10 protein-coding genes, 1 tRNA gene and 1 other RNA gene are annotated in these 12,888 nt (G+C 73.3%); 2 read left to right on the forward strand and 10 right to left on the reverse strand.

Annotation, left to right across the window (positions count from 1 at the left end):
- Positions 1–26 precede the first annotated feature (26 nt).
- On the forward strand, positions 27–1,169 hold the full coding sequence (locus J0910_RS01515; RefSeq protein WP_420156709.1) for a methyltransferase domain-containing protein: 1,143 nt from the start codon (positions 27–29) through the stop codon (positions 1,167–1,169).
- Between the two features lie 62 nt (positions 1,170–1,231).
- Here the strand turns inward: J0910_RS01515 and J0910_RS01520 are convergent, their stop codons facing one another.
- From J0910_RS01520 to ffs, 3 genes are all read right to left on the reverse strand, one after another.
- Complete coding sequence (locus J0910_RS01520; protein WP_420156710.1) at positions 1,232–1,429, reverse strand: DUF6243 family protein; 198 nt, start codon at positions 1,427–1,429, stop codon at positions 1,232–1,234.
- Positions 1,430–1,979: 550 nt separating this feature from the next.
- Positions 1,980–4,046: a DNA polymerase III subunit gamma and tau gene (locus J0910_RS01525; RefSeq protein WP_420156711.1), complete on the reverse strand. Its 2,067-nt coding sequence runs from the start codon at positions 4,044–4,046 to the stop codon at positions 1,980–1,982.
- Positions 4,047–4,179: 133 nt separating this feature from the next.
- An RNA gene (gene ffs / locus J0910_RS01530) (signal recognition particle sRNA small type) lies at positions 4,180–4,275 on the reverse strand.
- 128 nt (positions 4,276–4,403) lie between these two features.
- Here ffs and J0910_RS01535 point away from each other — a divergent pair.
- Positions 4,404–4,491: transfer RNA gene (locus J0910_RS01535), tRNA-Ser, on the forward strand.
- Positions 4,492–4,568: 77 nt separating this feature from the next.
- On the opposite strand, the gene J0910_RS01540 is transcribed toward J0910_RS01535, so the two are convergent.
- The 7 genes from J0910_RS01540 to J0910_RS01570 form a co-directional block, all read right to left on the reverse strand.
- Complete coding sequence (locus tag J0910_RS01540) at positions 4,569–5,834, reverse strand: site-specific integrase (protein WP_420156712.1); 1,266 nt, start codon at positions 5,832–5,834, stop codon at positions 4,569–4,571.
- A gap of 58 nt (positions 5,835–5,892) precedes the next feature.
- Entirely contained in the window at positions 5,893–6,105 is a 213-nt protein-coding gene (locus tag J0910_RS01545; protein WP_420156713.1) for an excisionase family DNA-binding protein, read from the reverse strand.
- 296 nt (positions 6,106–6,401) lie between these two features.
- On the reverse strand, positions 6,402–7,553 hold the full coding sequence (locus tag J0910_RS01550) for a DUF3631 domain-containing protein (protein WP_420156714.1): 1,152 nt from the start codon (positions 7,551–7,553) through the stop codon (positions 6,402–6,404).
- A 26-nt stretch (positions 7,554–7,579) separates the two neighbouring features.
- Positions 7,580–8,494, reverse strand: coding sequence for a bifunctional DNA primase/polymerase (locus J0910_RS01555; RefSeq protein ID WP_420156715.1), 915 nt, complete (start codon positions 8,492–8,494; stop codon positions 7,580–7,582).
- Entirely contained in the window at positions 8,491–9,795 is a 1,305-nt protein-coding gene (locus tag J0910_RS01560) for a DNA cytosine methyltransferase (protein ID WP_420156716.1), read from the reverse strand. The genes J0910_RS01555 and J0910_RS01560 overlap by 4 nt, the downstream gene beginning before the upstream one ends.
- Positions 9,796–9,890: 95 nt before the next feature.
- A complete protein-coding gene (locus J0910_RS01565; RefSeq protein WP_420156717.1) occupies positions 9,891–10,235 on the reverse strand; it encodes a hypothetical protein in 345 nt (114 codons plus the stop codon).
- Positions 10,236–10,660: 425 nt separating this feature from the next.
- Positions 10,661–12,880: an FtsK/SpoIIIE domain-containing protein gene (locus J0910_RS01570; RefSeq protein ID WP_420156718.1), complete on the reverse strand. Its 2,220-nt coding sequence runs from the start codon at positions 12,878–12,880 to the stop codon at positions 10,661–10,663.
- Positions 12,881–12,888 lie beyond the last annotated feature (8 nt).

Raw genomic sequence — 12,888 nt, forward strand, 5'->3', positions numbered from 1 at the left:
GGCCGATCACGACCGGGACGGACCGCATGCTCTCAGCCGAGCAGCGCCACAGCGCGCTGATCGACGCCCTCGTCGCCGCCGGAGACCTCCGCGACCCCGCGCTGATCGACGCGTTCCGCGCGGTGCCCCGGCACCTGTTCGTGCCGCGCCGGGGCGCCGCCACCGCGCACGGCACCGCGCTGGACGCCGACACCCGCCCCGACCACTGGCTCGCCTCGGTCTACACCGACGACGCGATCGTCACCCAGATCGACGACGGCGACCCGGAGCGCCCCCGCGGCCTGCCCACCTCCTCCTGCTCCGCCCCGACCGTGGTCGCCCGGATGCTGGAGGCCGCCGAACTCCGCGACGGCCACCGGGTCCTGGAGATCGGCACCGGCACCGGGTGGAACGCCGCGCTGCTCGCCGCCCGCCTCGGCGACGACCGGGTCGTCTCGGTGGAGATCGACCCCGAGGTGTGGGCCCGCGCCCGCAAGGCGCTGCGCGCCGCCGGCCGGGCGCCGCCCGCGGTCCTCTCCGACGGCGCCGAGGGGCACCCGGCCGGCGCGCCCTACGACCGGACCATCGCCACCTGCGCCGCGGTCCGGGTGCCGCCGGCCTGGATCCGGCAGACCGCGCCCGGCGGCCTGGTCGTACTGCCGTGGACCGCGGCGGAGGGCGCCGGGGCGCTGGCCCGGCTGCGCACGGCCGGCGACGGCTCCGCGTCCGGCCCGTTCCTCAGCGGGATCGGCTTCATGCCGCTGCGCGCCCAGCGGCCCCCGCCGGAGGCGCCCGCCGCACCGGAGGACGCGGTCCCGGACGAGACCCGGCTGCTCCCCGAGCCCGACCCGGTCTCCCCGCTGACCCGGTTCGCCTCGGCGTTCCCGATCACCTTCATGGTGCCCGGGTGGCGGATGGGGCTGCGGCACTCGCCCGGGATCGGCGGCCGCTCGCTCTGGCTGGCCTCCGCCGACGGCCGCTCCTGGGCCCGGGTGGTGCCGACCGGCGCCGGGTGGCGGGCCGAGCAGGCCGGTCCGCGGTCGCTCTGGGACGAGGTGGAGGCGGCGCGGGCCCGCTGGACCGCCCTGGGCAGGCCGCCGCTGGAGCGGTTCGGCCTCACCGTCGGGGCGGACGGCCGGCACCGGGTGTGGCTGGACGCACCGGACGGCCCCGGCTGGCCGCAGGGGTGAGGACCTCCCGGGCCGCCCGGGGCCGGTGCGCGATCGGTGTGCGCTCGGTGCGCGGGCCGGGGTCAGCGCCGGCCGGGAGCGGCGCCCTCCCCGCCCGGTTCCCCGGTGCGCCTCCGGAACCGCTCCAGCAGCTCTCTGCGGGCCTCCCCGGACCCGCCGGACGCGCCCTTACCGCGGCCGCCGCCGCGCAGCGCGCCCTTGGACACCTTGGTCCGCTGCCCGCCCACGCCGAGCAGGTTGTCTCCGCGCCCCTTGGCCATGGGGACCTCCTTCCGCCTCGCCTGCTTCTCCCCCGGGCAGAGGCGAGACGAGACGGTCCGCACCGCCACCCGGGCACGCCCGACCATAAGCCGGGCCGCACGCCGGTGTCACCTGGTTTTTCCGCCCCCGGCGGCCGAGCGGACGCGGCCCGCCTCCGACCGGGGGCGGGGCGGCGTACGGCCCCCGAGGGCCGGGGATTCCACCGCCCAGGTGCCGCCCCGGGGACGCGGGAGGGCCGGCGGAACGCCACCGGGAGGCGGCCCCGGCATCCCGCTCCGGGAGAGCGGCGCGCGGAGGCGGACGGGCGGCGGAGTCCCCGCCGCCCGGGGACGCGGCCCGTCTCCGGCAGGGGTGCGGCGCCGGACCGCCGCGCAGGCGGTGCTCGGCCGCCCGACCGGGCGCACCGCGGTCCGCCGGAGCGGTGGGAAGGCGGGGAGAAGCCCGCCGGACCCGGCCGGACCTCGCGCGGCGCGGCCCCGCGCCCGCGGATCGGCCGACGGCGCTCCGGCCCTCGGAGCCGACCGGTCCGGTGCGGCCCGCGCCCGCCGGTCAGCCCGAGGTGTGGTCGATCTCGTCGATGACCTTGCCGCCCAGCTCGGACTCGATCAGCGCGTAGGCGGACGGCGGCGGGCCGTCGTCGGCGTCCAGATCGTTCTCCGGGTCCGGGATGTCCGGCTCCGGCGGCAGGTCCGGCTCGACGGCGTTCTCGTAGGGGTCGGGGGGCGGCTCCTCCAGCCCGGTCGCGATCCGCCGCGCCTGCTGGGCGGCGGGCGACGGGGCGGGCTCCGGAGCGGGCGGCGCCTGCCGCTGGGGCCGCTGCGGCTGCTGCTGGACCTGCGGGGCCTGCTGCGCCGGGGCCGGGGGCCGGGGCGCCGAGCCCCCTCCCGCGGGAACCGCGCCGACCCGCACCTCCACCCCGAAGACCTGCTTGATCGCGGTCGCCACGATCTTGTCGCTGCCGCTGTTGGCGAACCCCTTGGCCTCGTTGGGGCGGGGGAAGCCGAGCTGCACCATGCCGCCCTCGACGCCCACCGGCATGATGCCGTTACCGCTCAGCATCATCCAGGTGAACCGGCGCAGCCCCTTGACCGCCTCCATCACCTGGCCCCAGGAGGCCTGGAGCGCGCCGATGTCGATCGGGCCGCCGGGCGGCGCGGAGGCCGCAGCGGCCGCGGGGGCCGGTTCGGGCTCCGGGGCCGGCGGCGGCGCCCCCTGGCCGGGGCGGACCGCCTCGGGCCAGTCGTCGCCGCCCGGTGCGGGCGGTGCGCTCCGCTCCTCGGCCGGGGCGGGCTGCGGATCGGGCGCCGGGGCCGGGGCCGGTGCCGACTCCGGCCGCTGCTGTACCGGGGCGGCCGGGGGCGGCGCCTGCGCGGCCGGCGGTGCGGGCCGCTGGACCGCGGCGGGGGTCGGAGGCTGCTGGGCGGGGGGCTGCTGGACCGCGGGCGCCGGACCGGCCGGCCCGCGCCGCTCCAGCTGCTCCACCCGGGCGAGCAGCGCCGCGCCGTCCTCGCCGTCCGCGCCGGGCAGCAGCACCCGGGCGCAGAGCAGCTCCAGCAGCAGCCGCGGCGAGGTGGCGCCGCGCATCTCGGTGAGCCCCTGGTTGAGCACCTCGGCGGCCCGGGTGAGCTGCGCCGGGCCGAGCCGGGAGGCCTGGTCGCGCATGGCGTCCACGGCGTCCGGCGAGACGTTGATCAGCCCTTTGTCCAGGGCGTCGGGGACCGCGCCGAGCACGACCAGGTCGCGCACCCGCTCCAGCAGGTCGGCGGTGAACCGGCGCGGGTCGTGTCCGCCCTCCATCACCCGGTCGATCAGGCCGAAGGCCGCGGCGCCGTCCCGGGCCCCGAGCGCGTCGACCATCTCGGAGAGCAGCGAGGAGTCGGTGTAGCCGAGCAGCGCGACGGCGCCGTCCCGGGTGATGCCCTGCTCGTCGGAGCCGGCCAGCAGCTGGTCCAGGATGGACAGCGAGTCCCGGGCCGAGCCGGCCCCGGCCCGCACCACCAGCGGGAGCGCCGCCGGGTCGTAGGCGACGCCCTCCTGGGTGAGGATCTCCTCCATCAGCTCGCGCAGCGTGCTCGGCGGGATCAGCCGGAACGGGTAGTGGTGGGTGCGCGACCGGATGGTGCCGATGACCTTGTCCGGCTCGGTGGTGGCGAAGACGAACTTCAGGTGCGGCGGCGGCTCCTCGACGAGCTTGAGCAGCGCGTTGAACCCCTCCCGGGTCACCATGTGCGCCTCGTCGATGATGTACACCTTGTAGCGCGAGCTCACCGGGGCGAAGAAGGCCCGCTCCCGCAGGTCCCGGGCGTCGTCGACGCCGCCGTGCGAGGCCGCGTCGATCTCGATCACGTCGATGCTGCCGGGGCCGTCGGGGGCCAGCGCGACGCACGAGCCGCACTCCCCGCACGGGTCCGGGGTGGGCCCCTGGTCGCAGTTGAGGGAGCGCGCCAGGATCCGCGCGCTGGAGGTCTTCCCGCAGCCGCGCGGGCCGCTGAACAGGTAGGCGTGGTTGATCCGGCCGTTGCGCAGCGCCTGGCGCAGCGGGTCGGTGACATGCTCCTGCCCGCGCACTTCCCCGAACGTCGCGGGCCGGTACTTGCGGTACAGCGCGATGCTCACGGCGTGTTCACGGCTCCCTCCGCGGACCGGGGCACGGCCGCAGGCCCGGCCCCGGGGTCCCTGGTCGCATCCACGCCCCCATTGAACCCCGTCCCGACGACGGGCCGGGCCGCATCGTAGGGATCAGGGGACAAGAAAGGACCCCCCGCGCACCCGCCAGAGCCTACTTATCCTTGCTGCCTTCCGGCCCTGGGGAGGTTCGTAAGATGACGCCGCACGAGGGGTCTGCCCCCATCGTATCGGACTCCGGGCCCGCTCCGCACCGCCCCGCCGTCCCCGGTCCGCGGACCACGCCCCTCCCGCCCCCCTCCGCGAAACCGTTCGAAGCACCCCTGGCGGACGTGTAGAGTTGTCTGCGGAGGATTCGCCTAGAGGCCTAGGGCGCACGCTTGGAAAGCGTGTTGGGGGCAACCCCTCACGAGTTCGAATCTCGTATCCTCCGCCAGCCTCTACGAGGCAGAACGAAGGGCCCCGACCGGGTGCGCGGTCGGGGCCTTCGTCGTTCCAGTCTCAGTTTCAGTCTCAGTTCCCCGTTTCGCGGGGGTTCTCGTCCTCTTCCGGCGGCTCCCAGATGAGCCCGCCGAGGCGGTCGGCCACGCCGTCGCGGACCTGTTCGACCACGTGCTGGTAGCGCTTGAGCATCGACGACGAAGACCAGCCCATGAGCCCCATGACGGCCCGGTCCGGGATCTCCAGGATGAGCAGCACGGTCGCGGCCGTGTGCCGCGCGTCGTGCAGGCGCGACTCGCGGAGCCCGGCTTCGGAGAGCAGGGCCTTCCACTCCCGGTAGTCGGTGTTGGGGTTCAGCTCCCGCCCGAACGGGTCGGTGAACACCCACCCCTCCTCGCACCACCGGTCGCGGGCGGCCCGGCGCTCCTGCTCCTGCACCGCCGCGTGCCGGCGCAGGAGTTCGACCAGCGGACCGGGAAGCCCGATCGGCCGACGCCCGGCGGCGGACTTGGTCTTCTTGGTCTTGGGGTTCGCCCGTGCCCGCTCCGGGCAGTAGCCCGGCGCCCGGCCGCACGTCCCACCGCATCCGTGGCCGTACTTCGGCCGGAGCAGGCTCCGGCGCACCCGGAGGGCGCCGGCCTCCAGGTCGATGTCGGACCAGCGGAGTGCCAGCACCTCTCCTTGGCGCAGCCCCAGCGCCAGGGCGATGGCCCACCGGGCGCCGTTGCGCCGCTCGGCCACCAGCTTCATGAGCCGCCGGACCTCTTCCACCGAGTAGGGCTCGATCTCCTCCTCGGTGAGCTTCGGCGGCTTGGCCAGCACCGCCGGGTTCTTCGCGAGGTGGCCCCGCCGGACCGCCTCGTTGAGCGCGGCCCGGACGGTGCGGTGCGCGTGGTGCGCGGTCCCCGCGCTGCTGCCGTTCTTCTGCATCTTCGCGTAGAACCGCTCCAGGTGTTCGGGCTGGAGCTTGTCGAGCCAGTGGGCGCCGACGCCGGGGATCAGGTGGACGCGCACGTCCACCCGGTAGCCGCTGTGGGTGCTCTCCCCCACCGACGGCTTGGCGATGTTCTCCAGCCAGTGCGTCAGCCAGTCGCGGACCCGCTGCCGCTCCCCCGCCTTGCGCACGGTCCCCTGGTCCCGCTCCCGTTCGAGCTTGCGTACCGCCTTGGTCAGCACATTGCGGTCCTTCCGCATCACGTGGCGCCGATCCGGGCTCCCGTCGTCCTTGACGCCGACGGTCACCCGCCCGTGCCAGTAGCCGTCCTTCCCGAAGTAGATCGACGAAGCGCCGTTCGGCTCCCGTGTGCGCTTCTTCGAGGTGTCTTCCTGCTCCGTCATCGTTCCTGCTCCTGGTGATCGGGGCGGGTGGGCGTCGACGACGCCCACCCGGAGGGGGTTAAGCGGCGGCGCCCTCGGCGCTCTCGGAGATGAGCAGGGCGACGAACTCGTCCAGGGCCTCAGCGGGGACCAGGCGGGTCGTTCCGAGCTTGACCGACCGCAGCCGGCCGAGGCGGATCTGCTCGAACGTGCGCGTCCGTCCGATACCGAGCAGCTTCGCGGCGTCCTCGACACGCAGCAGCTTCTTCTCGGTCGTGATCGGGTTCATCATGGAAGTGCTCCTGATTCTGGGAGTGCGGTCCCGGCGGTGTGCTTGGCGGCTATGCGCCGGGGCCGCTTTGTGAGAGTGGTCAGCCCGCGGCGCGCTTGGCGCGGGCGCAGGGGGCGTAAGCGGCCGGGTCATCTCTCCACCTCGCTAGGTTGAGGGGGAGCCGTACCAGCCGTACCAGCCTCGTTTTCGCTGGTCATGAGTGGTACGGCTTGCGGGGTGGTACGGCTCAAGCCGTACCGCTTGGAAACCTCCGGCGACGTCAGCGGTACGGCTCAAGCCGTACCGCTGACGAAGCCTCATTGGCCCTGAACTGCGATGTTGAGGCTGGTACGGCTGGTACGGCTCCCCCTCCCCATGGGGAGAACCGCTGCCTCCGTCTCGGGAGGATCAGGGCAGTAGCGCGCCCAGGCGTCGGCGAAGTCGTCTCGCAGGTACCCCTTGGCCTGTCCGACCGGCCCAGGGAACCGGATGGTGGCCGGCCTGATGTCGTACTCGCGCAGCAGTCGGCCGAGCTTCATCGGCGTGAGCCCTGTGGGTCCGTACTCTGCCCAGGGTGCTTCGGAATCGGCCTTGAGTCGTTCAAGCAGGACAGCGGTGGGAACCGCGGTGTCCGTGCCGAACGCGGTACGGCAGTCGGTCAGCAGCCTCAACCGGGGGGAGGGCTCGCCTGTGTCGTCGGCCTCCGCTGTGAGGGCCAGAACAGCGGCACGGGCCCGGTCCGGCCAGTGACCGCCTGCGTGGTCGGCCACCGCGACCAGGGGTTCCCAGGTGTCCGCCGCACGGTCTTCGACCGGCATGGAGGGCTCGGCGCTCTCCAAAGCGGACAGGTCCGCGCGCAGCCAGCGGGTCAGGTCGGCGGCGAGTCGGTGGAGCAGCGGACGGTCGCGCCGGTGCCGGTACGGGGCGACCGACTCACCGGGGGCGCGTCGGCGCATCCGTACCACCACGGCACGATCCTCGATGGTGTCCGGCATCGCCCCGATGCCCGCCAGGGCGGCCATGGCGAAGGTCGGGATGCTTTCAACACGGCCGCTGGTGGCGTCGTAGCGCTTGGCGGGCCGATTGCGCTGGTGACCTGCGTTGAGCAAGCCGCGCAGGTCCTCGTTGCCGTCGGCTTTCGGGCCGAAGATGGTGTCGGCCTCATCCACCAGCAGAGTGGGCGGGTCGTCGGTGATGGATCGGTAGACCGCTGCCGGAGAACTGTTGACGGTGATGAAGGGCTCGTGGCACGTCGCTTCGATGATGTCCAAGAGCCTCGACTTGCCACAGCGTTTCTCTGGGGCGCGGATCACCAGCCGCGGGGCGTGCGGCCATGCCGGCTGCACGTGGGTGGCAGCGATCCACAAGGTCACGGCGTCGGCGGACTCCTCTGTCGGCAGGACCACGTACTTGACGAGCGCGGCACGCAGAGAGTCCAGCAGGAACGCGCCGCTCGGGGTGGAATCCATAGTGTCTTCCTAGTGCGGGTCGATGGTCACGCGGCGCTTCCCCGGGGTGCGCGGATGCCGGCCTGTACGCCGGAGTGCACGGTGGCCTCGGTCTCTGCCTCGCCCAGTCCGACGTGCAGGGCGGCGTGGGTCAGGGCGTCCTCGGCGAGGTGCTTGGGCAGGATCCCGGCGCCGATGAGAGTGCCCAGGGCGAACGCGGCGGTGTTGAGGGCGTGGTTGCGGCTGCCAGGGCGGGAGTCCAGCACCCGCTGGACCTCGCCGCGCAGGGCAGCGTGGGCGTAGGCGGATGTGTCCCGGCGCCGATCGAGCATCTGATGGACCTGCCCGGCGGAGATGCGCCGCGGCTCCCACTTGGGCAGCAGGGCAGCCAGCCACGCAGGCAGCACGGCTGGTGGGGCGTTGTTGATGACTTCGTAGGTGCCGGCGCCGTCGTCATCGGCGACGTAGGAACCGGGACCGACGACGTAGCCGCCCATGGCGCGGGTGTCGATGAGCCAGCCGAGCCCTTTTCCGCTGGCACCGGTGGTGTTGCGGTACCGGGTTCCTTCAGGGCAGCGGTAGTACAGGTGGGTTCCGCCGGTACGGGTGCGCACCGTGAAGGTGTCCAGCTCGATGGCGGCGCCGTGCTGTTCGGCCAGGGTCGCGAGCACATCGGCGCCGTCGGTGATGCCGGGCCGCGCCCATTCGGGGGGAGGTTCCTGGCCGTCCTTGGGGACGTCGAGGTCGATGACGACCAGTCCGGCCGGACCGCATGTGATGCCGTAATTGTGAGCAGGGTGGACTTCCCAGTGGGCGCGGATGCGCCCCGGGTCGATGGTGGCATGACGCTCCCAGCAGGTGAACCTGCGGGCTGGCTGCTTGCCGTGGGCGCGGAGCGGGAAGACCGGCCACCCGCGGTGGGCGGCGGCCAGGGCGCAGGAGCTGATGGTGTGGGTGGTCATGCGGCCCTCCGCAGAGGCTGGGCGTGGACGGCGGCGGGTTCGATCTGCTCGCCGGTGATGGACTCGGCGACCGCGGCGATCAGGTCGCGGGCCGCGGGTGGGGTGACGGCGTTGCCGGCCATGCGCACGCGCTCCCGGCGCGTCCCGAGCAGCACGTAGTCGCCGGGGAAGGCCATCGCGGCCCGGTACTCGTCCGGGCTGAGCATGCGGAACCGCATCTGCTCGACCGAGGCCGCGATGGCCTTCCCGGAGACGAGCCCGTGGTGGTTGCCCGAGGCGCACACGGTCGCCAGGGGCTCGGAGACGGGGCGGTGCTTGGAGCCCCCGCCGCGCAGCTCGACCATGTAGGCGAGCCCGGTCTCGTTCCTCGCCGTGCAGGTGCGCAGCGGCTCGTCCGCAGGGCGGGCCTTCTTGCCCTCGCGCCCTTCGACCGGGACCACCAGGGGGCGGGCGGTGTAGGCCGCGAAGCCCTCGCGGATCCGCTTCATCGTCTTGGCGGCGAGCGGCTTGGGCCGGTCGGTGATACGGGCCGCGGGCAGCGCCCAGTCGATGATGTCGGCGGCCGGCCGGACCTGCGGGCGCACCTCGGTGTTGCGGCACTCCACGCGGGGGCACCGCCACACGTACTGGCTCTTGTACTTGCCGACGGTGCGGCCTTCGCGGCGCCACGCCTGGATGGCGCGCACCCGCCCGTGCTGCGGGCACTCCGCGATGGGTCGGGCCCACCGGTTCAGGTCCGGCGCCCGCTCCCCTGTGCGCCACGCGACCACGTACATGCGGTCACGGGACTGCGGGGCGGCCGGGCCGAGCGCGGCGGCGTGCATCGAGTTGAGCGAGACGAGCCGGTACTCGTACCCGAGGGCGGTCAGCGCTGCAGACCAGGCGGGCCACAGCACCCACGCGGCGGCGTCGACGACGTTCTCGACGATGATCGCGCGGTAGCGGTGGTGCTCGGCGAACCGGATGACGTCCCACATGGTCGCCCTGCTGCGCTCGGCGGCCTCGTCGGGCAGAACGTCGCCGAACAGGTCGGGCAGTTGGTCGCTTCGCCGCGCGCCCTTGGCGATGGAGTGGTTGGTGCAGCTCGGGGAGAGCCACGCGATGTCGGTCTTCGGGTACCTCCGCGGGTCCACCTGCGACAAGTCCGCGATGTCGTGGCGGGCACCGGGGTGGTTGGCGCTGTGGCTGTCCACGGCCAGCTTCCAGTGGTTGGCGGCGAGCTCGACCCGCACGCCGGGCACCTGGACGGCGCCGGTCGAGGACCCGCCCGCGCCGCAGAAGAAGTCCGACACGGTGATCATCGGCCATATCCTTTCGTGGAGTGCTTCTCTGATCGGGAAGTGCGGTCCCGGCGGTGTGCTTGGCGGCTATGCGCCGGGACCGCTTTGTCTCCTGGTCAGAACGGCATCGAGTCGTCGCCGAAGTTCCAGGGGGCGCGCCTTTCGGCCGGGGTCAGCGGACGCAGGAGCTCGACGTGGCAGCAGGTCACGCACTGGCGGGAGGAGTCGTTGTCGGTTATGGGCTTCTCCCAGGTGTGACCGAAGCGGCGGCAGGCCCGCCTGGCCGCGCAGAAGCGGCAGTACAGGGCGCCGCCCTCGGTGGTGAAGCGGTCGTCCTCCTCGGCGAAGGTGCGGGCGTCCTCTTCGGTGTCGAACAGGTAGGGCAGCTCCCAGTCGTCTGCCCAGCGGGTGCCGCAGTCCTCGCAGTCGAGCCGGTGGTAGGTGGCGGTCGTGATCGCCATCAGGGTCCTCCTTAGCTGGGGGTGGGCCGGTCGGCCCCCGCACCGCCCCGCGCGCTGCGGGGCGGCACAGGCGCCGCAGGGCACGCGGTCAGCGGCGGGTGTAGATCCGGCGGCCGCACGTGTCGCAGGCGGCCATGCGCATGTCGAGCAGCGCGCCGCACTCGCAGCGGGCCCGGCAGATTGCGCGGCGGATCAGGTGGCGTACCATCGGGGACCTCCCTCCTGGTGGTGTTCGCATTGGGCAGGGGCAGGGCCTCCGGGGCGGTCTCGTCCGGCAAGACACACCGCTCCGGAGGTCGTTTTTCAGGGCTTCGCAGACGTTCGGGCAGCGAGGTGAAACCCGATATCTTCCCTGGTCATCTGCGGGTTTCAGCGATGTCGCCCCCGAAACCGGTTTCGGGGGCACCGAAGCCGCCCGCGACGGCTCAGGCCCCCTCGGCGGAGGCGCTGGGGCGGGCCAGGACGGCGTCCAGATCGGCTCGCTTGACGCCCTTGCGCGACCCGCCGTCACCGCGCTTGGTGACCTGGCCGGTGGGCACCCCGAACGGCGCCAGCGCGTTCGAGAGGGTCGTGGCCATCCGCGTCTCATGCGCCCGCTTCTGCTCGGGCGTCATCTCCTCGACCGGCACCTCGGCCTCGGCCCAGGGGGCATAGGCCTCGGGCCGGTAGGCGGCCAGCGCCTCCACTAGGCGCACGGAGTGCATGGTCTCCTCCCCGGCCGGCCACACCGAAGCCAGGTGGTCCACCAGGGTGGTGGTGTCCTCGGCGGCGATGGTCTCCCCTGCGGCCTCCCCGGTCAGGGTCCCGGCGGCCCTGCGTACCGCCAGGGCGCGCTTGCCGATCTCGATGGCCTCGGCCTGCTCGATGAAGGCGGCCCGCACGATCTGGGTGTCGTGCGACGATTTGGCCAGCCAGCCGGTGCCGGCCTCCTTCTTGGGGTCGAACATGGTGGCCCGCACGCCGTTCTTGTACATCGAGGTGCCCAGAACCATGTCGTTGGCCTGCTGGCCGGTGACCGCCAGGCAGAACCGGGTGGAGACGTTGTCGCTGATGACCTTGGGAAGCGACTTGGCGTCGGGCCGCTGGGTGGTGATGACCAGGATGATCCCGTAGGCGCGGGCCTTGCGGACCAGGCGCCCGGCGATGTCGGCGGCCTCCTTGCCGTACTCCTCGTGCTCGAAGAGGGTGTGGGCCTCATCGAAGATGGCCAGCAGCGGGTGCAGCCCGAGGCGCTTGTTCGCGGCGAGGTGGGGGTAGACCTTGCGTCCCTTGGGCACCTGGTCGGCGGGCAGGTCGGCGATGATCTGCTTGCGGCGCTTGAGCTCTTTCTCCAGCTTGCGCAGGGCGTCCAGGCCGGAGGCGCAGTGCTCATCGTCATCACCGGAAACGTAGCGGTGGCACACCGGCTGGACCGGGTCCAGGTCGCCGGAGCCCTTCATCTCGTACACCCACATCTCGCAGGCCGGGTCCAGAGCTCCGGCCAGGGCCACGACCATGACCCCGGAGGTCTTGCCGGAGCCCGGCACGCCGCCCATGAGCAGGTTGGTGTACATCAGGTTCAGCGGAATCACCCGGCCCCGCGGGTCGAACCCGAAGGGGATGTCGCCGAACAGGTCGGTCTGCCCATCGCGCATAAGCGGCCACAGGCGGCGCTTGGCCTTGGCCGGGTCCTTCTTGGCCACCCACAGCACCAGCCGGCCCGGGTGGGCCTCGGTGTCGGACTCGGGCCACACCGTGGTCAGCGGGCGGCGCATCGCCCCGGCCAGCTTCGCGCGCTCCTCCAGCACCTTCTCGGTCAGGTAGCCCGGCGGCAGGTCGACCTCGGCCCGCCATCCGGGGCCGTCGGTCTGGATGGGGTTGACGAAGTCGATCTCGCCCTTGACCCCGATGGCCTCCAGGGCGGCGACGACCTCGGTCGAGGTGAGTTCGCGCTGGATGTGCGGGGAGGTCCAGCGTTCCACGATCGGCTTGGCGTCGGCCCTGGCGCCGGCTGCGCCGAACAGCGCCAGCATCGCGATGATGCCGCTCATGGACGCCCACGCCGGGGCCGAGGCCAGCGCGACCGCCCCGACGGTGGTCACGCCCAGCGCTACCACCAGGGAGGACACCAGGCGGGAGCGGACCCGGGCGGTGTGCTGGCGCGACAGCATCATGTACTCGGAGGTGCGCGAGCTGCCCGCCGCCGCGCGCCGCAGCTCGTTGGCCTCGGTGTCGAAGGCCCACCGGCCCCACACCGCCACCGCGCGACCCATGCCCCGCGGGGAGCGGGAGAGGAGTTTGAGCAGGTAGACCGGGGAGCGGGTGGCGCGGTAGGCGCCCATGCGGGCGTAGTACTCCACGATGAACCGGGCGTTGTCGCTGAACTCCTGCTTGTCGCGCAGGTAGGAGGGCACCAGGGCCGGCGCCTGGTCCAGCAGCGCCCGGTGGTCCTCGATCCAGCCGCCGCGGGCGGTCGGCAGGGCGTCGACTGGGCGCGAGGCCGCTCCCTCCTCCCCGCCGGGAAGGAGTTCGACGTCGGCGGGGTCGACGTATTCGACCCCGGGCCCGTCAGCGCGGTCGGGTTCGGGTGCGGCGCCGATCGTAGGGCGGGTCGGGAAGGCCACGACCGTTCCGTCGATCTGGTCGCAGGGGTCGGGGTGGGACATGCTGAGTG

It is taken from the genome of Nocardiopsis oceanisediminis (assembly GCF_048595525.1).
GTDB classification, from domain to species: Bacteria; Actinomycetota; Actinomycetes; order Streptosporangiales; family Streptosporangiaceae; genus Nocardiopsis_A; species Nocardiopsis_A oceanisediminis.

What these genes read in the sequence shown, in the direction of transcription:
- J0910_RS01570 (WP_420156718.1), bottom strand. Translation starts at nt 12,880, where the DNA reads ATGTCCCACCCCGACCCCTGCGACCAGATCGACGGAACGGTCGTGGCC.
- J0910_RS01555 (WP_420156715.1), bottom strand. Translation starts at nt 8,494, where the DNA reads ATGACCACCCACACCATCAGCTCCTGCGCCCTGGCCGCCGCCCACCGC.
- J0910_RS01565 (WP_420156717.1), bottom strand. Translation starts at nt 10,235, where the DNA reads ATGGCGATCACGACCGCCACCTACCACCGGCTCGACTGCGAGGACTGC.
- J0910_RS01550 (WP_420156714.1), bottom strand. Translation starts at nt 7,553, where the DNA reads ATGGATTCCACCCCGAGCGGCGCGTTCCTGCTGGACTCTCTGCGTGCC.
- J0910_RS01540 (WP_420156712.1), bottom strand. Translation starts at nt 5,834, where the DNA reads ATGACGGAGCAGGAAGACACCTCGAAGAAGCGCACACGGGAGCCGAAC.
- J0910_RS01515 (WP_420156709.1), top strand. Translation starts at nt 27, where the DNA reads ATGCTCTCAGCCGAGCAGCGCCACAGCGCGCTGATCGACGCCCTCGTC.
- J0910_RS01545 (WP_420156713.1), bottom strand. Translation starts at nt 6,105, where the DNA reads ATGATGAACCCGATCACGACCGAGAAGAAGCTGCTGCGTGTCGAGGAC.
- J0910_RS01560 (WP_420156716.1), bottom strand. Translation starts at nt 9,795, where the DNA reads ATGATCACCGTGTCGGACTTCTTCTGCGGCGCGGGCGGGTCCTCGACC.
- J0910_RS01520 (WP_420156710.1), bottom strand. Translation starts at nt 1,429, where the DNA reads ATGGCCAAGGGGCGCGGAGACAACCTGCTCGGCGTGGGCGGGCAGCGG.